Genomic DNA, 22872 nt, shown 5'->3' on the forward strand with positions numbered 1-22872 from the left:
GACAAGACCTATGACGGCAATACCCACGCCGATCTGAACCACAGCGGCGCCGCGTTCGCCAATATGATCGCAGGCGACCAGTTGAGCGTGGCAAATGCCGACGGCAGCTTCCGTGACAAGAACGCGGCCGATGGCAAGACCGTCGATATCACCGGCATTGCCCTCGGAGGCGCCGATGCCCACAACTACACGCTGGCCAGTACGACAGCGACAGCCACGGCCGATATCGCCAAGGCGGAGATTGCCGGCGTCAATGGCATTACCGCCGAAGACAAGACCTATGACGGCAATGCCCACGCCGATCTGAACCACAGCGGCGCCGCGTTCGCCAATATGATCGCAGGCGACCAGTTGAGCGTGGCAAATGCCGACGGCAGCTTCCGTGACAAGAACGCGGGCGATGGCAAGACCGTCGATATCACCGGCATTGCCCTCGGAGGCGCCGATGCCCACAACTACACGCTGGCCAGTACGACAGCCACGGCCACGGCCGATATCGCCAAGGCGGAGATTGCCGGCGTCAACGGCATTGCCGCCGACAGCCGCATCTATGACGGCACGACCGATGCCACGCTCAACACCGCAGAGGCCTTCTTTGACGGCAAGATTCTCAACGATGTGCTGACCGTGGCAAACGCCGACGGCAGCTTCCGTGACAAGAACGCGGGCGATGGCAAGACCGTCGATATCACCGGCATTGCCCTCGGAGGCGCCGATGCCAACAACTACACGCTGGCCAGTACGACAGCCACGGCCACGGCCGATATCGCCAAGGCGGAGATCGCCGGCGTCAATGGCATTACCGCCGACAGCCGCATCTATGACGGCACGACCGATGCCACGCTTAACACCGCAGAGGCCTTCTTTGACGGCAAGGTTCTCAACGATGTACTGACCGTGGCAAACGCCGACGGCAGCTTCGACAACAAGAACGCGGCCGATGGCAAGACCGTCGATATCACCGGCATCGCCCTGGGCGGCGCCGACGCCCACAACTACACGCTGGCCAGTACGACAGCCACGGCCACGGCCGATATCGCCAAGGCAGAGATCGCCAGCGTCAACGGCATCACCGCCGAGGGCCGCATCTATGACGGCACGACCGATGCCACGCTCAACACCGCGGAGGCCTTCTTTGACGGCAAGGTTCTCAACGATGTACTGACCGTGGCAAACGCCGACGGCAGCTTCCAGGACAAGAATGCGGGCGATGGCAAGACCGTCGATATCACCGGCATCGCCCTGGGCGGCGCCGACGCCAACAACTACACGCTGGTCGACACCACGGCCAGCGCCACGGCCGATATCGCCAAGGCAGAGATCGCCAACGTCAATGGCATTACCGCCGAAGACAAGACCTATGACGGCAATACCCACGCCGATCTGAACCACAGCGGCGCCGCGTTCGCCAATATGATCGCAGGCGACCAGTTGAGCGTGGCAAATGCCGACGGCAGCTTCGACAACAAGAACGCGGGCGATGGCAAGAGCGTAGATATCACCGGCATTGCGCTGGGCGGTGCCGACGCCGGCAACTACACGCTGGCCAGTACGACAGCAACAGCCACAGCCGATATCGCCAAGGCAGAGATCGCCAGCGTCAATGGCATTGCCGCCGAGGGCCGCATCTATGACGGCACGACCGATGCCACGCTGAACCTCACAGAGGCCTTCTTCAACGGCAAGGTTCTCAACGATGTGCTGACCGTGGCAAATGCCGACGGCAGCTTCCAGGACAAGAATGCGGGCGATGGCAAGACCGTCGATATCACCGGCATTGCGCTGGGCGGCGCCGACGCCAACAATTACACGCTGGCCACTACGACAGCGACGGCCACGGCCGATATCGCCAAGGCAGAGATCGCCAGCGTCAGCGGCATTACCGCCGAAGACAAGACCTATGACGGCAACACCCACGCCGATCTGAACCACAGCGGCGCCGCGTTCGCCAATATGGTCGCAGGCGACCAGTTGAGCGTGGCAAACGCCGACGGCAGCTTCCGTGACAAGAATGCGGGCGATGGCAAGACTGTCGATATCACCGGCATTGCACTCGGTGGCGCCGACGCCAACAACTACACGCTGGCCAGCAGCAACGCCACGACCACGGCCAGCATCGAGCGCCTGGCCATCGGCGGCGAGATCACCGCCAGCGACAAGGTCTACGACGGCGCCCTTGGCGCCTCCACCAGCGGCACGCTGGGCGCGGTGCTAGGCAATGACAAGGTCACATTGGCCACCAGCGGCAGCTTTGCGGACAGGAACGCCGGCACCGGCAAGACCGTGACCGTCAGCGGCACGCTCGGCGGCGAGGACGCGCACAACTACGCTCTGACCCACAACGCCACGACCACGGCCAGCATCGAGCGCCTGGCCATCGGCGGCGAGATCACCGCCAACGACAAGATATACGACGGTACCCTTGGCGCCTCCACCAGCGGCACGCTGGGCGCGGTGCTAGGCAACGACAAGGTCACATTGGCCACCAGCGGCAGCTTTGCGGACAGGAACGCCGGCACCGGCAAGACCGTGACCGTCAACGGCACGCTCAGCGGCGAGGACGCGCACAACTACGACCTGACCCACAACGCCACGACCGCGGCCAATATCGACCGCCTGGCCATCAACGCCGCGATCACGGCCGACAGCAAGTTCTATGACGGCACGACCGACGCCACGACCCGCGGCAGGCTCGACGGCGTGCTGGCGGGCGACAGCGTCACGCTGGCAACCACTGGCAGCTTCGCCGACCCCCATGTGGATGCGGGCAAGACCGTCCACGTAGGCGGCGCGCTGCAAGGCGTGGATGCACGCAACTACCGTCTGACCCACAACGCCACCACCTTCGCGCAAATCCACGGCTCGCCAGGCAATGTCGTCGACGTACCCGGCAGCGAGCCTGGCGTCGTGGAAAGCCGGACCGACTCCGTGACTGTCGCGAACATCGCCGGCACCACGCTGAACCTGACGCTCGCGTCGGCCGCCAGTGTCGCCGGCGCGAGCCTGGCCTTTGACGGTTGCGCCCACCAAGCGAATGAAGCCTGGGACCAGCCCATCCAGATCAACTCCGGGGGAATGATGTACGCCGGCCTGCCATTCGCGACAGGCACCACGGCCGTCGCCATGGTCGATACCGACCGATGCGTGCCCCTGCGCTGAACCTCCCCTCCCTGCCCTGCATCGCCCCACCCATGACAACATCTACCTGCACGCGTTCGTTTCTCATGCCTGCGCTGTGGAGCGCTGCCCTTGTAGGCCTGCCCCTCGCAGCCAGTGCGCAGATGCTTCCCGATGCCGGCAGGGCCCTCGAAAGCCTGCAGCAGCAACCGCCGACGCCGCCCGCTCCAGCGGCGGTGGAACTGCACATTCCCGAGGCGCCCCGGCCCGCGCGCACCGACAATGGGCTGACCATCGCCGTCCAGGGTTTTGCGATCGACGGCAATACGGCCCTTGACACGGCACAGCTCCAGGCACTGCTCGCGCCGCTCGCAGGCCAGGCCCTGACCCTGGCGCAACTCGAAGCCGGCGTGGCGCGCATCACCGCGCTCTACCGCGAACGCGGCTATCCGTTTGCCTACGCCTATCTGCCGGCCCAGGAGATCGACAACGGCATGGTCCGCGTGAGCGTGCTCGAGGGGCGTCTGGGCCAGATCACACTCGACAACCTGTCGCGCCAGCGCACGCGCGTGCTGGCGCTGCCGCTGGCGCGGCTGCGCAGCGGCGACCTGATCCAGGCCGATGCGCTAGAGACCAGCCTGCTGCGGCTGGGCGACATCGGCGGCGTGCGCGCCCAGGCCAACCTGCGGCCCGGTGCCGAGACCGGCACGTCGGACCTGGTGGTCAAGGTCGAAGACCCGCCACTGGCCAGCGGCGCCATAGGCCTGGACAGTTACGGCAATCGCTTCACCGGAGCCTACCGGGCATCGGGCAGCGTGCAATTCAACGGCGCGCTGGGCCTGGGCGAGCAAATACACCTGCAGACCTTGCTGAGCAACGAGGATCTGTTCAACTTCCGCCTGGGCTACGAGATGCCGCTGGGCCCCTGGAGCACGCGCGTGGGCGCGAGCCTGTCGCACCTGGACTATGCGCTGGACGAGGAATTCGCGGTGCTTGACGCCTACGGCAGCGCCAAGGTGGCCAATATCCACGTCGCCCAGCCACTGGTGCGCAGCCGCCGGATGAACCTCAATGCGCGGCTGAGCTATGAGCAAAAGCGCCTGACCGACCACATTCGCCTGTATGGCACCCACGAGCGCAAGCGCTCGCACCTGGCCACGCTGGCCCTGGAGGGCAACTGGCAGGACAGCCTGGCTGGCGGGGCCGTCAGCCAATGGGGCCTGGCCTGGATCCATGGCCAGCTGCGCCTGGGCAGCGCGGCGCAGCAGCAGCGCGATGCGCTCAGCGCACGCAGCGCTGGCAGCTTCGAGGTGCTCACGGCCAACTTCGCACGCTGGCAGACGTTGAGCGGCCCATGGAGCCTGCATGGCCGCATCAACGGCCAATGGGCCAGCAAGAACCTGGACTCGTCGGAGAAGATGAGCCTGGGCGGGGCCTACGGCGTGCGCGCCTACCCGCAAGGCGAGGCATCGGGCGACCAGGGCCTGCTGGCCACGCTCGAGCTGCGCTACGCGCTGACCAGGGACTGGCAGCTCAGCGGCTTTGTCGATGGCGGCAGGGTCAAGCTCCAGCACCGGCCCTGGAGCGCGGGAAGCAACCACCGCAGCCTCAGCGGCGCGGGCTTCGGGCTGCAGCGCAGTGGCCAGGATTGGTCACTGGAAACCGCACTGGCCTGGCGCGTCGGCAGTGCGCCGGCCGCGAGCGCCCCGGACAAAAGGCCACGGCTATGGATCAAGGCACAGAAGTATTTCTAGGAGCGTCCGGGTAGCTTCGCTTACCCGGCCCGGGAAGGAAGCACCACGACCCGAACTACCGGACGGTCGGGCGACGTAAAATGCCGGCGATGGAACCCATTGCCCTGACCGCCTCCCGTTTGCAGGACGCAGCGCTGGCGCGCTTTGCGCTGCAGGGCTTCGACGCCACGTCGATGGCCGAAATCGCTGCCGACGTGGGCATCAAGAAGCCGTCGATCTATGCGCATTTCCGCAACAAGGATGCGCTGTACCTGAGCCTGATTCCGCTGATGATCGCAGCCGAACTCGACTACGCAAGAAGCGTGCTGGTCGGCGGCGAAACCATACGCCAGCAGTTGCACGCCTATCTGCAAAGCATCCAGGACCGGTATGACGATTCGTTTCGCGTGCAATTCTGGATGCGCGCGCTGTATACGCCGCCCAGCCATCTGTATGACCAGGTCATGGCACCCATGCATGGGTTCATGGACGAGCTCGAGGCCATCGTGCTCGCCGCGATCAGGCAATCCGACCTGGTGCCCAATGCCCAGGGGCTCAGCGCCGAGGTGCTGACCAGGACCTGCCTGGGCCTGATCGACTGCCTGCAGGTCGAGCTGACCTATGCAGGCCCGGCGAAATTCGCGCGCCGGCTGCAGGCGGTCTGGGCGGTGTTTGAAGCCGCTACGGCTGCGCGACCGGCGCCGGAATGACGCTGCACCGCCCTGCCCACCAGCAGCACAGCCCGGCCAGTGCGCCGCAGACCATGATCGCCGCCGGCAAAGGCACCAGGCCCGGCGCGGCCAGCGTCACCAGGCCGCCCACGAGCGCGCCCATCAGATACTGCAGCAGGCCCATCAGCGCCGAGGCCACGCCGGCCTGCTCGCCCGCCTGGGCCATGGTCAGCGCCGTGAGGTTGCCAAACACCAGGCCCAGCGTCCAGACCGACAGGCCCAGCAGCGCGAGATAGACGCCCAGGCTCGCCCAGCCCAGCAGCACCGCGACCAGCAAGGCCAGCCCCGCGAACGCGTGCACCGCAATGCCGGCCATCAGGACGCGCTGCTCGCTGCAGCGCTGGATCAGCCACAGGCTCAACTGCCCGGCCACGACCACACCCACCGCGTTCGACGCAAAGAAGTAGCTGAAATGCACGGGTGTCATGCCGAAATGCTCGATCAGCACAAACGGCGAGACGCTGATGTAGATGAACAGCGCGCCCAGAATGAAGCCGCCGGCCAGCGTATAGGCCATGAAGGCCGGGTTGCGGCACTGCTGGGCATAGGAGCGCAGGATGGCGCGCGCATGCAGCGGTGCGCGCCTGCCCGGCGCCAGCGTTTCGGGAATCGCGCGCAGGCCCCATGCCATGCCCAGCGCGCCGAGCACGGCCAGCGTCCAGAACACCATGCGCCAGCCGCCGTGGGTCAGCAGATAGCTGCCGATCACGGGCGCCAGAATGGGCGCAATCATCATCACCTGCATCAGCACCGAGAACACGCGCGCCGATTCCTGCACGGTGCATACGTCGGAGACGATGGCACGCGGCGCGACCAGGCCCGCGGCCGCGCCCAGCGCCTGCAGGAAGCGCGCGACCAGCAGCCATTCGACGCTGGGCGCGAGGGCGGCCATGACCGAGCCGAGCACAAAGATGCCCAGGCCGATCAGCAAGGGCCAGCGCCGCCCGAAGCGGTCGAGCAGCGGACCGTAGAGGCCCTGCCCCAGCGCCAGGCCGACGAGAAACACCGACAGCGTCTGCTGGATCTTGCCGGCCGATACGCCCAGCTCCTGCGCCACGGCGGGAAACGCCGGCAGGTACATGTCGATGGCCATCGCGTCGAGCGCGGTGATCATGGCCAGCAGGAAAAGAAACGGCCAGCCGAAAGTCGGCCGTGCCGCGGAGGACGACGGAGTAAATGACGCAGTCATGAAACGATTCCTGGCGCGAAGCCACAAAGAAGTCCGTCGGAATGGCGGTACAAAACACCACCTTCCTAACGGTCGGTAGGAAATTCTACTGCAACCGGTTTCACCACGCTCACCCCGGTAAAAACCCTGATGTCACCACGGTGAACTCCCCATGTCCATGCTGAAGCAATAATGTCGATGACAATAGTTGTCTAGGCAATCAAATACCCCGCACAAGCCCATGAACCGCCCATCGCCGACCCCTTCGGACTATTACCAGGCGGGCGTCTACACGCCCGATGAAAGCGCGGCCTTCCTCATGCGCCGGGTGCTGAGTTCCATCCTGCAGCAGGCCGATGCCGAGCTCTCGGTGCACGACCTGACCTATGTGCAATGGCTGCCGCTGTACAAGCTGCTGCTGTGCAGCGACGCCACGAGCGCCGGCCTGGCACGCGACCTGGGCATTGACCCCGGCGCGATCACGCGCGCGCTCGACCGGCTCGAAGCCAAGGGCATGCTGCGCCGCGAACGCTCCACGGCCGATCGGCGCGTGGTGCACCTGGTGCTGACCGACGAAGGCCGGGCGATTGCCGCCAAGGTACCGCAGGCGCTGACCAGCGTGCTCAACGCCCACCTGAGCGGCTTCAGCCACGACGAATGCCGGCTGCTGATCGACATGCTGCGGCGCATGGTGCTCAACGGCGAAGCCTTGCGCGCCGCGCAGGCGGCCGATGCGCCGGCCAAGCCCAGCGCCCAGAGCTGATCCACGCGCGCGCAGCGTCCGTTTTCTCGCATTTCCACTCCCACCACCACCATGCATTCTTTTCCCTCATCGCCCAGCCCGCGACTGCTGGCCTTGTGCGCTGCGCTCGTTCTCGCGGGCTGCGCCCTGCCCGGCCCGGGCCACGCGCCGCTGGCCCAGTTCACGCCCGCAGACACCGGCCTGACCGCGCAAGCGCCCACCCAGGGCCTGCCCACGCCGTCCTGGTGGAGCGCGCTCGGCGATCCGCGCCTGAACGCGCTCGTCGACCAGGCGCTGCAGGGCAGCCCCAGCCTCGCGGCCAGCCGCGCGCGTTTCGAGCGCGCGGCCGCGCTGGCCATGGCCAGCAGCACCGCCAGCCAGCCCCATGCCAGCCTGGGCCTGGACGCCACGCGTCAGCACTACAGTGCCAATGGCCTGGTGCCCGCGCCAATTGCCGGCAACACCTACAACAGCGGCAACGCCCAGGTGGGCCTGAACTGGGCGCCCGATTTCTTTGGCCGCCATGCGGCGGAACTCGAATCGGCGCTGGGCCAGGCACGTGCGGCACAGGCCGACAGCGCCGCCGCCGCCAACCAGCTCGCGGCCCAGGTCGCGCGCAGCTATGTGGCCCTGGCCCGCCTGCTCGCACAGCGCGATGTCGCGGCGCGCACGCTGGACCAGCGCCGGCAGTTGCTCGATCTGAGCCATCAGCGCACCCAGGCCGGTCTTGACAGCCAGGTCGAGCTGACGCAAGCCCAGGCCGGTTTGCCCGACGCGCACACGCAGATCGAAATGCTCGACGAGCAGATCACGCTCGCGCGCCGCACGCTGGCCGTGCTTTGCGGCCAGGCCCCCGAAGCGCAACAGGCGCTCGCGCCGCAGCTCGCGCAACTGGCGCTGCAGGACGTGCCCCAGGCCCTGGGCATGGACCTGCTGGGCCGGCGCCCCGACATCGTCGCCGCGCGCTGGCGCGTCGAAGCCGCGGGCCAGGACACAGCGCGTGCGCGCGCCGACTTCTACCCCGACGTGAGCCTCAGCGCCTTTGTCGGCCTCAACGCCATCGGCCTCGATCAGCTGCTGCAAGGCAGTTCGCGCCAGATGGGCGTGACGCCCGCGCTGCGCCTGCCGATCTTCGAAGGCACGCGCCTGCGCGCCCAGTTGCGCGGGCGCGAAGCCGAGCGCGACACGGCAATTGCCCAGTACAACGGCGCGGTGCTCGACGCCGTGAAGGAAGCCGGCGACGCGATCGCGTCCGTGCAGTCCCTGGGCCGCCAGCAGGCGCTGCAAAGCGAGTCCGCGGCCAAGGCCGAACAGGCCTATGACTTTGCGCTGCAGCGCTACCGCGCGGGCCTGAGCAACCAGATCACCATGCTCAACGCCGAAAACCAGGTCATCGCCCAGCGCCGCCTGGGTGTGGACCTGCAGGCGCGCCAGCTCGATACGCGCATCGCCCTGATGAAGGCCCTGGGCGGCGGCTGGAGCGACGACACCGCCAACCTGCAAGTCAGCCAGCGCTGAACGACGAAAGCCACTCTCTTCGCCCTTAAAAACCAGCGGGCAGCCAGCTGCCCCGGACGCAAAACCGCACCCGTATAACAAAGCGCCGACTCTCATGACCGATCACAAACAACCCTCCGCACCGGCCAACGCAACGCCCGCCGGCAATCCCCCCGCGCGCCGCAAGGGCCTGACCGTGATTGCGGCCGCTGCCGCCATTGCCGCCATCGCCTGGGGCGGCTGGCACTGGGCCCATGGCCGCAACTTCCAGACCACCGACAACGCCTATGCCGCGGGCAACGTGGTGCAGATCACGCCCCAGCTCGGCGGCACCGTGGTCAGCATAGGTGCGGACGACACCGACTTCGTGCGCCCCGGCCAGTTGCTGGTCCAGCTCGACGCGGCCGATGCGCTGGTCGCGCTGGCCCAGGCCGAGGCCCAGCTCGCGCAGACCGTGCGCGAAGTGCGCGCGCTCTACGCCAACAACGCGCCGCTGCAGGCCCAGGTCGCGCTGCGCGAAGCCGAGTTGCAGCGCCTCGAAGCCGACGCTGCGCGTGCCCAGCAGGACGTGGCTCGCCGCCGCCCTCTGCTCGAGACCGGCGCAGTGGGCAAGGAAGAGTTCGAGCACGCGCTGACCCAGTCCACCGCCAGCCGCAACGCCGTCAGCGCCGCCCAGGCCGCGGTGCGCGCGGCGCGCGCCCAGCTCACGGTCGCGCAGGCACAGACCGAAGGCAGCGCGCAACAAGACCATCCCAACGTGGTGCGCGCCGCGGCCAAGGTGCGCGAGGCGTATCTGGCACTGCAGCGCACGCGCCTGCTGTCGCCGGTCGAAGGCCATGTCGCCAAGCGCGGCGTGCAGCTGGGCCAGCGCGTCGCCGCGGGCGCGCCGGTCATGACCGTGGTCGGCCTGAACGACCTCTGGGTCGACGCCAACTTCAAGGAAAGCCAGCTTGCCGAACTGCGCATAGGCCAGAGCGCCGAGCTCACGGCCGATGTCTATGGCAACAAGGTCATCTACCACGGCAAGGTGCTGGGCCTGGGCGCGGGCACGGGCGCGGCGTTCGCGCTGCTGCCGGCGCAGAACGCCACGGGCAACTGGATCAAGGTGGTGCAGCGCGTGCCGGTGCGCATCGCGCTCGACCCCGCCGACCTTGCGAGCCACCCGCTGCGCATAGGCCTGTCGATGGAAGCCAAGGTCGACGTGAGCACCCAGGGCGGCGCACCCGGCGCCATGCTCTCGAGCGTGCCGCGCACCACGCCCGTGGCCTCGACCACGGTCTATGACACCCTCCTGGCCGATGCCGATGAGCGCATCGCGCGCATCGTTGCCGGTGAAGTCCTGCCCGCGCTCAAGGCATTGCCCGCGGTCGCGCCGGCCGCCAGCCTCTAACCCCGCCAGAGAAGTATTCGCATGAGTACCCCCTCCACCGCCGCCGCGGGGGCCGGCCCCGGCGCACCCCGCGCCCCTGGCGCACCTGTCCAGCCGCTGCGACTGTCACCCCTGCATGGCCCGGCCCTGCTGCTGGGCACGATGGCGCTGTCGCTGGCCACCTTCATGAACGTGCTCGACTCGTCGATCGCCAATGTGGCGATTCCGGCGATCTCGGGCGACCTGGGCGTGAGCCCGACCCAGGGCACCTGGGTCATCACCAGCTTTGGCGTGGCCAACGCGATTTCCGTGCCGTTGACCGGCTGGCTCACACAGCGCTTTGGCGCCGTGCGGCTGTTTACCATCAGCGTGCTGCTGTTCGTGCTGACCTCGTGGCTGTGCGGCTTTGCGACTTCGCTTGAAATGCTGGTGTTCTTCCGCGTGCTCCAAGGGCTGGTGGCCGGGCCTATGATTCCGTTGTCGCAGACCCTGCTGCTGTCGAGCTACCCCACGGCCCTGGCGGGCACGGCGCTTGCACTGTGGGGGGTGACGACGCTGGTCGCGCCCGTTGTGGGGCCGCTGCTCGGGGGCTGGATCACCGACAACATCTCCTGGCCCTGGATCTTCTACATCAACGTGCCCGTGGGGCTGTTTGCCGCCGCGCTGACCTGGGGCATCTACCAGCAGCGCGAGACCCCGACGCGCAAGCTGCCGATCGACACCATAGGCCTGGCGCTGCTGGTGCTCTGGGTCGGTGCGCTGCAGCTGATGCTCGACAAGGGCAAGGAGCTCGACTGGTTCGCGTCGGGCGAAATCATCACCCTGGCCGTCGCGGCGGTCATTGGCCTGGCGGTATTCATCGTCTGGGAGCTGACCGACGCCCACCCGGTGGTCGACCTGCGGCTGTTCGCGCGGCGCAACTTCGCCGCGGGCTCGCTGGCGCTGTCGATCGCCTACGGCCTGTTCTTCGGCAACGTGGTGCTGCTGCCGCTGTGGCTGCAGCAATGGATGGGCTACACCGCCACTTCGGCGGGCATGGCGCTCGCGCCCGTGGGGATCTTCGCCATCCTGCTCACGCCGCTGGTGGGCAGGAAAGTCGGGCAATGGGACCCGCGCAAGATGGCCACGGGCGCGTTCATCGTGTTCGCACTGGTGCTGTGGATGCGCTCGCGCTTCACCACCGAGACGGATTTCGCGCACATCCTCATTCCCACGCTGCTGCAGGGCGGCGCGATGGCGTTCTTCTTCATTCCGCTGACCACGCTGACGCTCGCCGGCCTGCCGCCCGAGCGCATTCCGGCGGCCGCGGGCCTGAGCAACTTCGTGCGCATCACGGCAGGCGCCATGGGCACCTCGATCGCCACCACGCTCTGGGACAGCCGCGCGACCCTGCACCACGCCCACCTGAGCGAAGGGCTGGTCCAGGGCCAGGGGGTGTTCGCCATCACCTTACAAAACCTGCAGGCCAGCGGGCTGAGCCAGGTGCAGGCGCTGGCCCAGATCAACCGCTTGATCGACCAGCAGGCCTATACGCGCGCCGCGGACGACATCTTCCTGGGCTCATCGTTCCTGTTCCTGCTGCTGATCGGCATGATCTGGCTGACCCACCGGCCGGCACGCGGCGGGGCCGGGGCTGCTGATGCGGCGGGCGCGCATTGATGGGTAAACAACGGACTTGAGCACGCTGCGGCGTTACACGAGATCCAAACAGCTTCTGGCGCCCCTCGGCGACAGAAGCTGTTTTTCCGCCAGCGTTCCCGGCGCAGGGCCAGCAGCATGTACTGCGCAGCTGACCCCACCCGATGCGAATAACCCCACGCCCTCATTAATAGCTTAAAACTATTGATAATATAAATTGCTTAGTCAGATTAATTTCCAATTCTGGCAAACCGGATTCTTCGCCTTGCCGCAGCAAGCATCCGGGACCGTACGGTCGCCTTCGCAGTCACCAACGCCTCATTCAATCCGTATGCTCAAAGCTCCTTACACCTCTGCCAACAACGCCACCCAGCAGGCGGACAGCTCCGGCGCCCCTTTCCAGCAGTCCGCGGGAAACCACGCTGCAGGCCAAACCCACCCGGTCCATGGCGTCCTCTCCACGCCAACCCCTTTCGCAGGCGCTTCAGCAGACCATCTCAACGACTGGAGCTGGAGCTACTCCAGCTTCGGCTCCAATGTCCCGCGGGCAGATATCCCTGTCGCCTCTTTCGATCGGCAAGAGAGCAACTCCAATGAAGACCCTGAGGAAGATGCCCCAGTGGACCTTCACAACACTTCGTTTTATGGCCTGGAGAACAGTGGTCTGGACGACAGCTTTTTTCAGCTGGAAGGGTCGCAGTTGCTGGAGAGCTTGTCGTTGGAGCATATGGTCTTGCATGTCCATTCCTCGCCAAACCGCCTGCTGCACGCGACTCGCGTGGATGTCGCCCCGCAAGACCTGTCTACGCCTTACGAATACCCGATGTGTGCAGACAGTTTCTTCCACGAAGAGATGGCAGCGCTTGCCATTGAAGAAATTCCCGCTGCTGCCATCGTTGCGCATCTGACGGGTTGCGTGGAGCATGGCGGGGCAACGCAATAACCCCCCTGCGGGAGAACCGGGCCTGCGACATCCGCTCAGGGGGGGGGAACTCAAAAGTCGTGCCGCAACCCCACGCCGAAGACACGCTTGTTCAGCTCGGGCTTACTGGAATCGACCTTGTCATGGTCGTAGAAAGCCTGGAACTCGGTGCGTTTGGACAGCGCGTAGGTATAGGCCAGTTGCTGGCGCGGGCGTTCGGCCGTGCGCGACGTCTGCACTTCGCGCTGCATGATGTTGAGCACCACGGCATGGGCCTGATGCGCGAACTTGACGCCCAGCAGCCAGTAGTCCGCGTTGCGCCGACTGGTGGCGGTGCTCGCATAGCTGTCCCGACCGATCAGCACATAGGGCGCGACCCAACCCACGTCATAGCGCAGGCCGGTCTGCCATTTGTTGGAAAACTCGTTGGGCAACAAGCCGCCCGGGCGGGAGTCCCGGCCATAGCTGATGCCGGTGCGCCAGGGGCCATTGGCGTAGGTCAGGCCCAGGTCCAGTGATTTGGCGCCGTTTTCTGCGCCCACATCGTTGGGCGGGCCGCGAAAGTAAAAACGCCCGCGCAGCATGAAGCCCGCCATGTTCGGGCTGACGTAGCCTATGCCGTTGGACGTGCGGTTGCGCAGGTTCAGGTAGTTGGGGCCGATCTGCGTGGCGCCGGCGTCGTTGGGCGCGAGGTTGATGATGGCCAGGGCCTGCGAAAAAATGGGCGATCCCACCGGCGTGCCCGAGTCCAGCCGCCCCAGCGCAAGACTGCCCCAGTTGCCTTTGAGCCCGACATAGCTGTTGCGGTAAGGCGGCTGCGTGGTGACGCCCGACGAGGCGTCGAAACCCATCTCCAGGCCGAACTGGGCGGCCAGGCCGCCGCCCAGGTCCTCAATGCCGCGAAACCCGAGTTTCGAGCCGTTTTCTTGCAGCACGGTCTGGTGCACGTCACCGGTGCGTACCGTGTTCACGGACGTGTTCACACGGCCGTACACCTGCACGCTTTGCGCCTGGACGGGCGCCAAGCCCGCCGCCAATGAAAGGCTTGCGAGCGCGTTCAACAAAAAACGATGGTTCACTGGTTGGTCTCCTCATGTGGTGCTGGCGATCTTCCGACTCGCCCTGTCCCGGCACAACGAACGCCCAGCCGCCAAAGCAACAAACGCAACAATCGCCGCGTTTTATGCCTGGCCTGGCGCGACAGTGCTGAAGACACTGGCATGGCATCCGACAAACCACCATGAAGGAACACTGTGAGCAACGCGAACTTCCACCTGGGCCGCTACCTCGTCAATGGCCAGACCGTGATCGGCCGCCGCGCCGGCGACAGCATCGACGTCGTCTGCGAAAACGACGATCTGCCGCTCGTACTGAGCAATCCCCCATCCGACTTCCCAGCCAAGCGGCGCCTTGCCGCCGCTGACGTGCAATTGCTGGCACCGCTTGATGCGCGCGCCCGCGTCTTTGCCATCGCCATCAACTACCACGCCCATGGCGCCGAAGCCAAGGCCCAGCCACCCGAGCGGCCGCTGATGTTCTACAAGGCACCGTCGAACTTCGTCGGCCATGGCGGCACGCTCAACCCGAACCGGCAACTCACCGCCAAATTCGACTACGAAGGCGAGATCGCCGTGGTCATCGGCCGCACCTGCAAGAACGCCACCATCGACAACGCCCTGGATTTCGTGGCCGGCGTTTGCGCCTTCGACGACGGCAGCGCGCGCGACATCAGCAAGGTCGCGCTGGGCCAGGCCGGCCCCACGGCCACCTACTGGCCGGACTGGACCGCCAACAAGGGGCTGGACGGCGGCTCGGCGCTGGGCCCGACCATCGCCTGCGGGCCGGACATCCTCGCCCAGCTACGTGCACGCAGCCTGCACATCACCACGCGGCTCAACGGCGAGCAGGTGCAAAGTGAAAGCATGCGGGAAATGATCTTCTCCACCGAGCAAATCATCGCCACCCTGTCCTCCTACATGACCCTGCTGCCCGGCGATGTGATCGCCACCGGCACGCCGGCGGGCGTGGGCGTGGCGCGCAACCGCTTTCTGGCCACCGGCGACACGCTGGAAATCGAAGTCAGCGGCCTCGATACACTGCGCGTCACCGTGGGTTGAGGACCAAAACATGCTGAACAGACGAGTATTGATGAAAGCGGCGGGCAGCCTGCCGCTCGCGTGGTCCGCCGCGACGCCCTGGTCGGCGCTGGCCCAAGGCCCCGCCTACCCCAGCAAGCCGGTCACGCTGGTGGTGCCCTTCGGCCCCGGCAATGCCGCCGACACCATCGGGCGCCTGATTGCCCTGCACCTGGGCAATGCCCTCAGCCAGCAGGTCATCGTCGAGAACCGTCCGGGCGCGGGCGGCGTGAGCGCCGTCAAGCAGGTGGCGGCCGCCAAACCGGACGGCCATACCCTGCTGTACATCGGCGCCGGCGTGGCGATCAGCCAGGGGCTGTTCAAGCCCCAGCCCTATGACATGCTTGCGAGCTTCGCGCCGATCTCCATCGCCAGCAGCAACGACGTTCTGCTGCTGGTGCGCAAGGACTCCCCGCTCACCCAGCTGGAAGACTTCATCCGCGCGGCCCAGGAGAAAAAAGACCGCTGCATGGTCGGCGTCAGCCTGCTGGGAACCACCCAGCACCTGAGTGCCGAGCTGTTCAAGCAGCGCGCCAAGGTCGACTTCACCATCGTGCCCTTCAAGACGGCGGCCGCCGTCGCCACCGCCTTGAGCGCTGGCGACATCGACCTCGGCTTCGAGTTCGTGCCGCCCATGCTGTCCCTGGTCAAGAGCGGCCAACTGCGGGCCCTGGCCATTGCCAACGCCAAGCGCTCCGACGTGCTGCCCGATGTGCCGACCATCGCCGAACAAGGCCTGGCCGGCTTCAACGTGGCGTCCTGGGGAATGATCGTCGCGCCCAAGCACACGCCCGAGGCCGTGGTCCAGCGCCTGAACCAGGAAGTGCAGCGCGCCTTGCTGCACCCGGACGTGGCCAGGCGCCTCGCCGACATCGGCGTGCGCGCGCCCGGCGGCACGACGGCCCAGGCCCAGGAACTGCTGTCGAGCGAAATCGTCCGCTGGCGCAATGTCATCCACGCATCGAACATCTCCCTCCGATAAGGCACAGGCCCTCGCCACGACAGCCCCACCCACACGAGTACCACCATGAGCAACAACCACACACCCGCTTCGCACGACCCGCGCTCCGCGCTGGCCGCCCGCATGGCCCAACTGACCGAGACCTCCGCCGGCACCCCCATGGGCCAGTTGCTGCGCCAGTTCTGGCATCCCATCGCCCTGTCACGCAGCGTTGCCCCGGGCCAGGCGCGTGAAGTCCGTCTGCTGGGCGAAGACCTGGCGCTGTACCGCGGCCAGGGCGGTAGCGCCCACCTGCTGGTCAACCGCTGCGCCCACCGGCTGACCAAGCTGCACACCGGCTGGGTCGAAGGCGACGAGCTGCGCTGCATGTACCACGGCTGGAAGTACGACGCCCGCGGCCAATGCGTGGAGCGCCCGGCCGAACGCCCGGGTAGCCACGCCAACATCCGCGTCACCTCCTACCCCGTGCACGAATACTGCGGCCTGGTCTTTGCCTACCTGGGCGAAGGCGCGCCACCGGTGTTCGATCTGCCGCGCAAACCCAAGTTCGAGGAAGACGGCGTGATGCTGTTCCAGCGCCAGGAAATCTGGCCTTGCAACTGGCTGCAGCACGCGGAAAATTCCCTCGATGCCGTGCACGTGAGCTTTGCCCACCAGATGGGCAAGGTCGGCGTGTTCGGCGACGCCATCACCAGCGGCGTGCCCACGCTGCGCTATGAGGAGACTTCCGCCGGCATCCAGCAGACCGCCGTGCGCGAAATCGACGGCAAGTCCCAGGTCCGCGTCAGCGACTGGACTTTCCCCTATGGCAATCACGTCGCCATTCCCGCCGTCCATGCGGGCGGCCCCTGGATGGAAAGCGCGAACTGGATGGTGCCCATCGACGACACGCACACGCTGCGCATTTCGCTGCGCGCCGCGCCGTCCACCACGCCCGAGGCCGATGACCAACTGCAGCGCTATTTCGACGGCTGCGATGACTATTGCGCAGCCGACCACCACGACGAGCTGTTCGCCGGCAAATACCCGGAGGATCCGCTGGTGCGCCTGACCAGCGCCCAGGACTATGTGGCCCTGATCGGCCAGGGCGAGATCGTCGACCGCGTGCACGAGCGGCTGGGCGCGTCCGACATGGGGATTGCCATGCTGCGCCGGATTCTGGCGCGTGAGCTCGAAGCCCTGCGCACCGGGGCGCCGACCAAGCCATGGCACCGCATCGAACAGGCCTCGACGCTGTTCCAGTACACGGCCGCCGACGCCACGGCCTGAGCCCCATTCCCCGCCGGGAATTCACGGGGAACTGTGATAGATTCAGCGCCGATCACGGCAGCCGCCCAGGTGCGGCCGTGATTTTCGGCCCGCCGAAACCCTCAACGGCGCGGCAAGGACGTGGCTTGGAATGAATGACACCCTCGTACGGCTCGCGATCACCCAATCCGAGCTTTTCTCCCAGTGGCCCAGCGATGCCATCGCGCGCCTCATCACCCAGGCGGTGGTGCTGGTCGTGGAGCCCGACACCTGCGTGCACCATGCCGGCGACCCAGCCGAGCATGTCTCGCTCCTGGTCGCAGGCTCGATGAATCTGTCGCGGAAAATGCCGGGCGGGCGCCACTTCACCGGCGGTCTGCACCTGGCGGGTGAATTCCACGGTCTGGGGCCGGTCGTGGCCCAGGCGCCCCATATGTTCACCGCGACCTGCAAGGAAAAGACCGTGCTGGTGCGGATTCCCGGGGCGCTCATACGCGAGATGATCGCCGGCAACGGGCGCCTGGCCTTTTCCCTGTTTGCCGCACTGGAGCGACGCCACTTGCGGGCCCAGATGCGCCATGCAAGCGCCGCCGTCGACTCGACACAGGCGCGGATAGCCGGCCTGCTGCAATCGATTGATGCGCGCAGCGTGCACGGTCGCACCGACGCCGAAGTCAATTTGTCCCAGGATGAGATCGCCATGATGCTGGGCACGCGTCGGCAGGTGGTGAACCGCGTGCTGCGGGAAATGGCGGAAAAAGGCGCAGTCCAGGTGCGCTACGGCCGGATCTCCATCACCGACAGCGACAAGCTCAGGCAGATGGCCCTGGGGACTGACTAGGCTAGCGGCGCCGGGCGCGGCGTGATCCGCACGCCCACGCCACCGAAGCGTGACTGGCTGCGCACTGCGGCCAGGTTCGCGTCCATTTCGCTCACATGCTCGGGCAGCCAGCGCAGCAGCTCCAGCGCCAGGCTGGAAATCAGCCGATGTGCCACGGTCTGCGACTCGCCCAGAATCAGGTGTACTTCGTCCAACGAGGCCAGCACGGCAGCGTGCTCGTCGAGATGGCAGTCGACGTTGTTGCCGCCCAGCCGGCGCAGATCCGCGTCCTCGCTGGCGAAATGCGCACGCATCTCGGCGCGCAGCTGCTCGACGGCCGGCCGGATTGCGTCGCTTGGTACATCCAGCAGCGCCCGGCACAGACGAAACAGTTCCGCGTGGTCGTGGTCCAGTTGGGCATCCCCCAGCATGGGGGGGTCGGAAATATCGATCATGGGGACTGGCTTTCGTGGATCAGGTTACGCCCCGCAGGGCCATTTGCCTGTGCAAGTCTGGCCACAAGCCGCGTCGCCGGCAACCCGCAAAGCGCGGCGATTGTGTGCTTTGTTGCGAAGCGCCACGCGCCACCCTGGCGTGATCGGGTAAATGCAACATCGACAACAGTTGCGCACCGTGCGGGTTTGAAGCGCCTGCGGCCCTGCCCAAGAATGGGGCCATGAAGACACTCCAAGCCCGACTACACTCGATTGAGCAACTCGCTACCGGAATTCAGCGCTTTGAATTCCGTCCCACCGATAGGGCGACATGGCCGGCAGTCTGCGCCGGCGCCCATGTGGACCTGCACCTTGCGCCGCAGCTCTCACGCAGCTACTCGCTGGTCAATGCACCCGGCGAAAGCCACCGCTACGTGGTGGCGGTGCAGCACAACGCCACGGGCCAAGGCGGATCGCGCTACCTGCACGACACGCTGCGCGTAGGCCAGGAACTGCCGATCTCGGCGCCGCGCAACGCCTTTCCCCTGGATGAATCCGCGGCCCACTCCATTCTCATCGCCGGCGGTATCGGCATCACCCCGCTGTGGAGCATGGCCCAGCGGCTGGTGCAACTGGGCCGGCCCTGGACGCTGCACTATGCGACGCGCACCCCCGCCAGCGCCGCGTTTGCCGAGCAGTTGGTGGCACTGGCCGCCAACAGCCTGGGCAAGGTGACACTGTATTTCGATGGCGGCATCAGCGACCAGGGCCTGGATTTGCAGGCCATCGCCCAGGACAGTCCAGCGGATGCCCATCTGTACTGCTGCGGCCCGGCGCGCATGCTCCAGGCCTTCGAGGAGGCCACGGCGCAGTTGCCGCCCGCGCGGGTACATCGCGAGTATTTCGCCGCACCGCCGGCGCCTGCCCAGGACGCGCAAGGCACGGACCAGGCGTTCACCGTGCGGCTGTCCCAAAGCGGCCAGCTGGTTCCGGTGGACAGTGGCACCACCATCCTCGACGCCCTTCTCAACGCCGGCGTGGACGTGCCCTACTCCTGCATGAGCGGCATTTGCGGCATGTGCGCGACCCGCGTACTGGACGGCGTTCCAGACCACCGCGACCTGGTCCTGTCCGCAGCCGAGAAGGCCTGCGGCCACCAGATAATCCTTTGCTGCTCGCGCGCGAAATCGCAGGAACTGACGCTTGACCTGTGAATGCTGGGCACGCGCCAGCCTAGCTCATGGCCGCAGGCGTCCCATTTCCCGCTTCCTTCGCAGAGGCGATCAAGTCCCGACAGTCGCTCGCCCGGGCGCCAGCGCGCACGTATGCTGCTGGCGACAGCTTCACGGCGGCGCTGTCCCGTGCAGGCTCAGTATCACTGACGACAGGATGTCGTTCTGGAGCATGACGGGGCGTTGCACGAAGGCCAGAGCCCGCCTCGCGACATCCGGTGCGCGGCATCCCCCTGCCCGCACAGGGAGGGATGCACGGCGAAACCGCTTTAGAAATACGGCACGCCGTAGTAATCGCTCACGCGCCGGCCGTATTCATCGGTGTATTCGGGCGCAGTCTCGTGTGCATAGCGCGGCGCGCCTTCGAGTTGCTCCTTGGCGATCGCCACTACATAGCCGCCCATTTCAGGCTCGTACTTGAGCGTGTCCCAGGGCAGCGGGTAACGGTCGGTTCCCATACCGAGAAAGCCGCCGAACTCCATCACGGCGTAGCGCACGCGGCCGGAAATCTTGTCGATCATCAGTGAGTCGATCGAGCCGAGCTTCTCCCCGGCCGGGTTGTAGACGTTGGTGCCGTTGACCTTGTCGGACGAAATGACGCTCGATGCCGTATTCGGTGTATTCATGCGGGTCCCCTTGAATGTGCTGAAGCAAGATGACTTCAGGAACAAGGCTAAGCGCGCAACCGCGCGCGCCGGGTAGTCACCTGGCCGGCAGCGGCGTAGGAGAGACTGACCTGTCTGCGGCTGGGCGATGCCGTTCGACGCGCAAGTCAGTGTGCCTGCGGCTCGAGCGCGCCGCGCCGCGCCCGGCCGCCCAGGGCCAGCGAGCCGAGCTGGCAGGCCTCGATCAGCAGCGGCGCCATGAAGTCCACCGACGCGTCGGTGAATTGCGGCAGCGGCCCCGACAGCGACAGCGCACCGAGCAAGGTATCGCCAGGCCCGATGATGGGCGCCGACAAGGCGCCGCAACTCGGGTCGCGTTCGCCGCGCGACTGGTGTATCCAGGGCCATTGGTCGGCCAGAAAATCCGACGGCAGCTTGCGCAGCACCTTGCCGGCCGCGCCCGCGGCCAGCGGCAGCAGGTCGCCCTCGCGCACGCGGTCCAGCGTCGAATGGTTGGAATCGAGCCGCAGCACGCAAAACCGCGTCTGCGCATCGTGAACGATGTGAAATGACGGGCTGGGCGCGCCCGCGTCGACGAGCTTTTGCATCAGCGGCAGCAGATGCTCGCGAAAGCGAAAGCTCGCGTCGAACGCACGCCCGAGCCGGAACGCCAGATTGCCCAGGCAGTAGGCGCTGTCGGAGCGCCGCATCACCAGGCCGCATTTCTCCAGACTGGCCAGCAGCCTGAGCACCGCGCTCTTGTACAGGCCCGTGGCCGTCGCGATCTCGGACAGGCGCAGCGGCGCGCGTGCCGCTTCGAGCGCGATCACCACGCGCATCGCCTTGTCCACGGCGGCGACGCCCGCCATGTTTGCCTCGTAATTCGTTGCCTTGTCGTTCATGCGGCGATTGTGACGGATTCGGCGCAGCGCCCGGGCAAGTTCCAGCATCAGGCAATAGATATTCTACTCTGCAGAACAATCAGACTAAGTGCATACCCTAAATACGCACATTTACAGAACAACCAAGCCATAGAATCCGCTTCAAATTCTGTGGAGTGGAACTATGGTGGAAATCAAGAAGTTGTTGATCGATGGTGCGTGGATGGATGGCGAGCCCGGCGTCCAGCGCCTGGTGTCGACGAACCCCGCAACCGGCGCGGTCAACCATGAAGTCGCGGCCGCGGGCGCGCAGTTCGCCGCGGCGGCCGTCGCGTCGGCACACAAGGCCTGCAGGCAGCCCGGCTGGCGCGACATGCTGCCCGCCGACCGCGCGCGCATCCTGTACCGCATCGCCGAAGGCATCGAATCGCACAGCGAGGAGATGTCGCGGCTGCAGATGCTGGAAAACGGCAAGGTCTGGAAGGAATGTGTGGCCCAGGTCAGGAGCGCGGCCGCGACGTTCCGCTACTACGCGGGCGTCTGCGAGACGCTGGGCTCGGAAGTCACGCCGGCACGCGGCAACTACCTTTCGATGGCGGTCTACGAAGCCTATGGCGTGGTCGTGGCGATCACCCCCTGGAATTCGCCCATGACCATGGAAGCGCAGAAAATCGCGCCGGCGCTGGCCGCGGGCAACGCGGTGATTCTCAAGCCTTCGGAAGTCACGCCGTCCACAGGCCTGCTGCTGGGCAGGATCGCGCTGGAAGCCGGCCTGCCGCCGGGCATCCTGAACGTGCTGCCCGGCTGGGGCCATGAAGTCGGCGCGGCGCTGGTCGCCCACCCGCAGGTGCGGCTGGTGTCGTTCACGGGGGGCACGGAAAGCGGCCGGCGCATTGCCCAGGTGGCCGCGGCCAAGCTGATGCCCGTGGCGCTGGAGCTCGGCGGCAAGTCGCCGCATATTGTTTTTGACGACGCCGACCTCGACCTCGCGGTCGAAAGCATTGCCGGCGGCATTTTCGAAGGCAGCGGTCAGTCCTGCGTGGCCGGCTCGCGCGCCTTCGTGCAGCGCGGCGTCTACGACGAAGTGCTGCGCCAGCTTGTGGCGCGGGCGCGGGCCATCGCCGTGAATCTGCCGGACCAGGCCAATGCCCAGATGGGGCCGATGGCCAGCTTTGCCCACCGCGACAAGGTCGCGTCCATGGTCGCCGAAGCGATTGCCCAGGGCGCGACGGCCGAATGCGGCGCCAGCGCGCCCCAGGACGCGGCGCTTGCCGCGGGCGCGTTCTACCTGCCGACGATTCTGACCGGCATGCGCAATGACGACGCAATCGCCCAGCAGGAAATCTTCGGCCCGGTGCTGTGCCTGATGCCGTTCGACGACGAAGCCGACCTGGTCGAGCAGGCGAACGCCTCGGTGTTCGGCCTGGCCTCGGGCATCTGGACGGGCAGCTACCAGCGCGCCTGGCGTGTGGCGCGCGCGCTCGAAGCCGGCACCGTCTGGATCAACACCTACAAGCAGCTGTCGATTGCCACGCCGTTCGGCGGCTTCAAGGACAGCGGCATAGGTCGCGAAAAAGGCATCCAGGGCCTGCGCCTGTACCAGCAGGCCAAGGGCATCTTTTTTGGAATGTGAGACGAG

Annotated in this window: 19 protein-coding genes; 14 read left to right on the forward strand and 5 right to left on the reverse strand. The window is 66.5% G+C overall.

Annotated features, from left to right (window positions below; genetic code table 11):
* The 3 genes from GVL12_RS22310 to GVL12_RS22320 form a co-directional block, all read left to right on the forward strand.
* Positions 1 to 3159, forward strand: a 3159-nt coding sequence (locus GVL12_RS22310; protein ID WP_200844007.1) for a YDG domain-containing protein, incomplete at its 5' end; no start/stop codon positions are given.
* Positions 3160 to 3191: 32 nt separating this feature from the next.
* Positions 3192 to 4871, forward strand: a complete 1680-nt coding sequence (locus GVL12_RS22315; protein ID WP_159917764.1) for a ShlB/FhaC/HecB family hemolysin secretion/activation protein — start codon at positions 3192 to 3194, stop codon at positions 4869 to 4871.
* Positions 4872 to 4960: 89 nt separating this feature from the next.
* Positions 4961 to 5560, forward strand: coding sequence for a TetR/AcrR family transcriptional regulator (locus tag GVL12_RS22320; RefSeq protein WP_235033952.1), 600 nt, complete (start codon positions 4961 to 4963; stop codon positions 5558 to 5560).
* Here the strand turns inward: GVL12_RS22320 and GVL12_RS22325 are convergent.
* Positions 5532 to 6770, reverse strand: coding sequence for a multidrug effflux MFS transporter (locus tag GVL12_RS22325; protein ID WP_159917765.1), 1239 nt, complete (start codon positions 6768 to 6770; stop codon positions 5532 to 5534). The two genes, GVL12_RS22320 and GVL12_RS22325, sit on opposite strands and share 29 nt — an antisense overlap.
* A 220-nt stretch (positions 6771 to 6990) precedes the next feature.
* Here GVL12_RS22325 and GVL12_RS22330 point away from each other — a divergent pair, with 220 nt between their 5' ends.
* The 5 genes from GVL12_RS22330 (at position 6991) to GVL12_RS22350 (ending at position 12938) form a co-directional block, all read left to right on the forward strand.
* The gene (locus GVL12_RS22330) at positions 6991 to 7512 is read left to right on the forward strand and encodes a MarR family winged helix-turn-helix transcriptional regulator (protein WP_159917766.1); all 522 of its coding nucleotides are present in this window, start codon (positions 6991 to 6993) and stop codon (positions 7510 to 7512) included.
* A 51-nt stretch (positions 7513 to 7563) separates the two neighbouring features.
* Positions 7564 to 9009 (forward strand): efflux transporter outer membrane subunit, encoded by a 1446-nt coding sequence (locus GVL12_RS22335; protein ID WP_159917767.1) that lies wholly within the window; start codon positions 7564 to 7566, stop codon positions 9007 to 9009.
* Between the two features lie 94 nt (positions 9010 to 9103).
* Positions 9104 to 10378: an HlyD family efflux transporter periplasmic adaptor subunit gene (locus GVL12_RS22340; protein WP_159917768.1), complete on the forward strand. Its 1275-nt coding sequence runs from the start codon at positions 9104 to 9106 to the stop codon at positions 10376 to 10378.
* 141 nt (positions 10379 to 10519) lie between these two features.
* Entirely contained in the window at positions 10520 to 12016 is a 1497-nt protein-coding gene (locus GVL12_RS22345; protein WP_235033954.1) for a DHA2 family efflux MFS transporter permease subunit, read from the forward strand.
* Positions 12017 to 12326: 310 nt separating this feature from the next.
* Complete coding sequence (locus GVL12_RS22350; RefSeq protein ID WP_159917770.1) at positions 12327 to 12938, forward strand: hypothetical protein; 612 nt, start codon at positions 12327 to 12329, stop codon at positions 12936 to 12938.
* A gap of 50 nt (positions 12939 to 12988) precedes the next feature.
* Here GVL12_RS22350 and GVL12_RS22355 read toward each other — a convergent pair whose 3' ends face one another.
* The gene (locus GVL12_RS22355; RefSeq protein ID WP_159917771.1) at positions 12989 to 13996 is read right to left on the reverse strand and encodes a porin; all 1008 of its coding nucleotides are present in this window, start codon (positions 13994 to 13996) and stop codon (positions 12989 to 12991) included.
* Between the two features lie 174 nt (positions 13997 to 14170).
* Between GVL12_RS22355 and GVL12_RS22360 the strand changes: the two genes are divergently transcribed.
* The 4 genes from GVL12_RS22360 to GVL12_RS22375 all read left to right on the forward strand — a co-directional run bounded on the left by GVL12_RS22360 (position 14171) and on the right by GVL12_RS22375 (position 18102).
* Positions 14171 to 15034 carry a fumarylacetoacetate hydrolase family protein gene (locus GVL12_RS22360; protein WP_159917772.1) on the forward strand — a complete coding sequence of 288 codons (864 nt, stop codon included), beginning with the start codon at positions 14171 to 14173 and terminating at the stop codon, positions 15032 to 15034.
* 10 nt (positions 15035 to 15044) lie between these two features.
* Positions 15045 to 16034, forward strand: a complete 990-nt coding sequence (locus tag GVL12_RS22365) for a tripartite tricarboxylate transporter substrate binding protein (RefSeq protein WP_159917773.1) — start codon at positions 15045 to 15047, stop codon at positions 16032 to 16034.
* A gap of 45 nt (positions 16035 to 16079) precedes the next feature.
* The gene (locus tag GVL12_RS22370; RefSeq protein ID WP_200844008.1) at positions 16080 to 17282 is read left to right on the forward strand and encodes a Rieske 2Fe-2S domain-containing protein; all 1203 of its coding nucleotides are present in this window, start codon (positions 16080 to 16082) and stop codon (positions 17280 to 17282) included.
* A gap of 130 nt (positions 17283 to 17412) precedes the next feature.
* Positions 17413 to 18102, forward strand: a complete 690-nt coding sequence (locus GVL12_RS22375; protein ID WP_159917774.1) for a Crp/Fnr family transcriptional regulator — start codon at positions 17413 to 17415, stop codon at positions 18100 to 18102.
* On the opposite strand, the gene GVL12_RS22380 is transcribed toward GVL12_RS22375, so the two are convergent.
* Positions 18099 to 18536: a bacteriohemerythrin gene (locus GVL12_RS22380; RefSeq protein WP_159917775.1), complete on the reverse strand. Its 438-nt coding sequence runs from the start codon at positions 18534 to 18536 to the stop codon at positions 18099 to 18101. The genes GVL12_RS22375 and GVL12_RS22380 overlap by 4 nt on opposite strands.
* Before the next feature lie 221 nt (positions 18537 to 18757).
* On the opposite strand from GVL12_RS22380, the gene GVL12_RS22385 reads away from it, so the two are divergent.
* The gene (locus GVL12_RS22385) at positions 18758 to 19729 is read left to right on the forward strand and encodes a PDR/VanB family oxidoreductase (RefSeq protein WP_159917776.1); all 972 of its coding nucleotides are present in this window, start codon (positions 18758 to 18760) and stop codon (positions 19727 to 19729) included.
* Positions 19730 to 20016: 287 nt separating this feature from the next.
* On the opposite strand, the gene GVL12_RS22390 is transcribed toward GVL12_RS22385, so the two are convergent.
* Together GVL12_RS22390 and GVL12_RS22395 are read right to left on the reverse strand one after the other, a co-directional pair.
* The gene (locus GVL12_RS22390; protein ID WP_159917777.1) at positions 20017 to 20373 is read right to left on the reverse strand and encodes a PRC-barrel domain-containing protein; all 357 of its coding nucleotides are present in this window, start codon (positions 20371 to 20373) and stop codon (positions 20017 to 20019) included.
* A 146-nt stretch (positions 20374 to 20519) separates the two neighbouring features.
* Positions 20520 to 21254 (reverse strand): IclR family transcriptional regulator, encoded by a 735-nt coding sequence (locus tag GVL12_RS22395; protein WP_200844009.1) that lies wholly within the window; start codon positions 21252 to 21254, stop codon positions 20520 to 20522.
* Positions 21255 to 21417: 163 nt separating this feature from the next.
* Between GVL12_RS22395 and GVL12_RS22400 the strand changes: the two genes are divergently transcribed.
* Positions 21418 to 22866 carry an aldehyde dehydrogenase gene (locus tag GVL12_RS22400; RefSeq protein WP_159917778.1) on the forward strand — a complete coding sequence of 483 codons (1449 nt, stop codon included), beginning with the start codon at positions 21418 to 21420 and terminating at the stop codon, positions 22864 to 22866.
* Positions 22867 to 22872: the final 6 nt, after the last annotated feature.

This window comes from Pantoea sp. 18069 (assembly GCF_902706035.1).
Taxonomy (GTDB): domain Bacteria; phylum Pseudomonadota; class Gammaproteobacteria; order Burkholderiales; family Burkholderiaceae_C; genus Comamonas.

Bases quoted from the DNA above. Each gene is read 5' to 3' on its own strand.
- GVL12_RS22315 (WP_159917764.1), top strand. From the start codon at position 3,192: ATGACAACATCTACCTGCACGCGTTCGTTTCTCATGCCTGCGCTGTGG.
- GVL12_RS22320 (WP_235033952.1), top strand. From the start codon at position 4,961: ATGGAACCCATTGCCCTGACCGCCTCCCGTTTGCAGGACGCAGCGCTG.
- GVL12_RS22325 (WP_159917765.1), bottom strand. From the start codon at position 6,770: ATGACTGCGTCATTTACTCCGTCGTCCTCCGCGGCACGGCCGACTTTC.
- GVL12_RS22330 (WP_159917766.1), top strand. From the start codon at position 6,991: ATGAACCGCCCATCGCCGACCCCTTCGGACTATTACCAGGCGGGCGTC.
- GVL12_RS22335 (WP_159917767.1), top strand. From the start codon at position 7,564: ATGCATTCTTTTCCCTCATCGCCCAGCCCGCGACTGCTGGCCTTGTGC.
- GVL12_RS22340 (WP_159917768.1), top strand. From the start codon at position 9,104: ATGACCGATCACAAACAACCCTCCGCACCGGCCAACGCAACGCCCGCC.
- GVL12_RS22345 (WP_235033954.1), top strand. From the start codon at position 10,520: ATGGCGCTGTCGCTGGCCACCTTCATGAACGTGCTCGACTCGTCGATC.
- GVL12_RS22350 (WP_159917770.1), top strand. From the start codon at position 12,327: ATGCTCAAAGCTCCTTACACCTCTGCCAACAACGCCACCCAGCAGGCG.
- GVL12_RS22365 (WP_159917773.1), top strand. From the start codon at position 15,045: ATGCTGAACAGACGAGTATTGATGAAAGCGGCGGGCAGCCTGCCGCTC.
- GVL12_RS22370 (WP_200844008.1), top strand. From the start codon at position 16,080: ATGAGCAACAACCACACACCCGCTTCGCACGACCCGCGCTCCGCGCTG.
- GVL12_RS22375 (WP_159917774.1), top strand. From the start codon at position 17,413: ATGAATGACACCCTCGTACGGCTCGCGATCACCCAATCCGAGCTTTTC.
- GVL12_RS22380 (WP_159917775.1), bottom strand. From the start codon at position 18,536: ATGATCGATATTTCCGACCCCCCCATGCTGGGGGATGCCCAACTGGAC.
- GVL12_RS22385 (WP_159917776.1), top strand. From the start codon at position 18,758: ATGAAGACACTCCAAGCCCGACTACACTCGATTGAGCAACTCGCTACC.
- GVL12_RS22390 (WP_159917777.1), bottom strand. From the start codon at position 20,373: ATGAATACACCGAATACGGCATCGAGCGTCATTTCGTCCGACAAGGTC.
- GVL12_RS22395 (WP_200844009.1), bottom strand. From the start codon at position 21,254: ATGAACGACAAGGCAACGAATTACGAGGCAAACATGGCGGGCGTCGCC.
- GVL12_RS22400 (WP_159917778.1), top strand. From the start codon at position 21,418: ATGGTGGAAATCAAGAAGTTGTTGATCGATGGTGCGTGGATGGATGGC.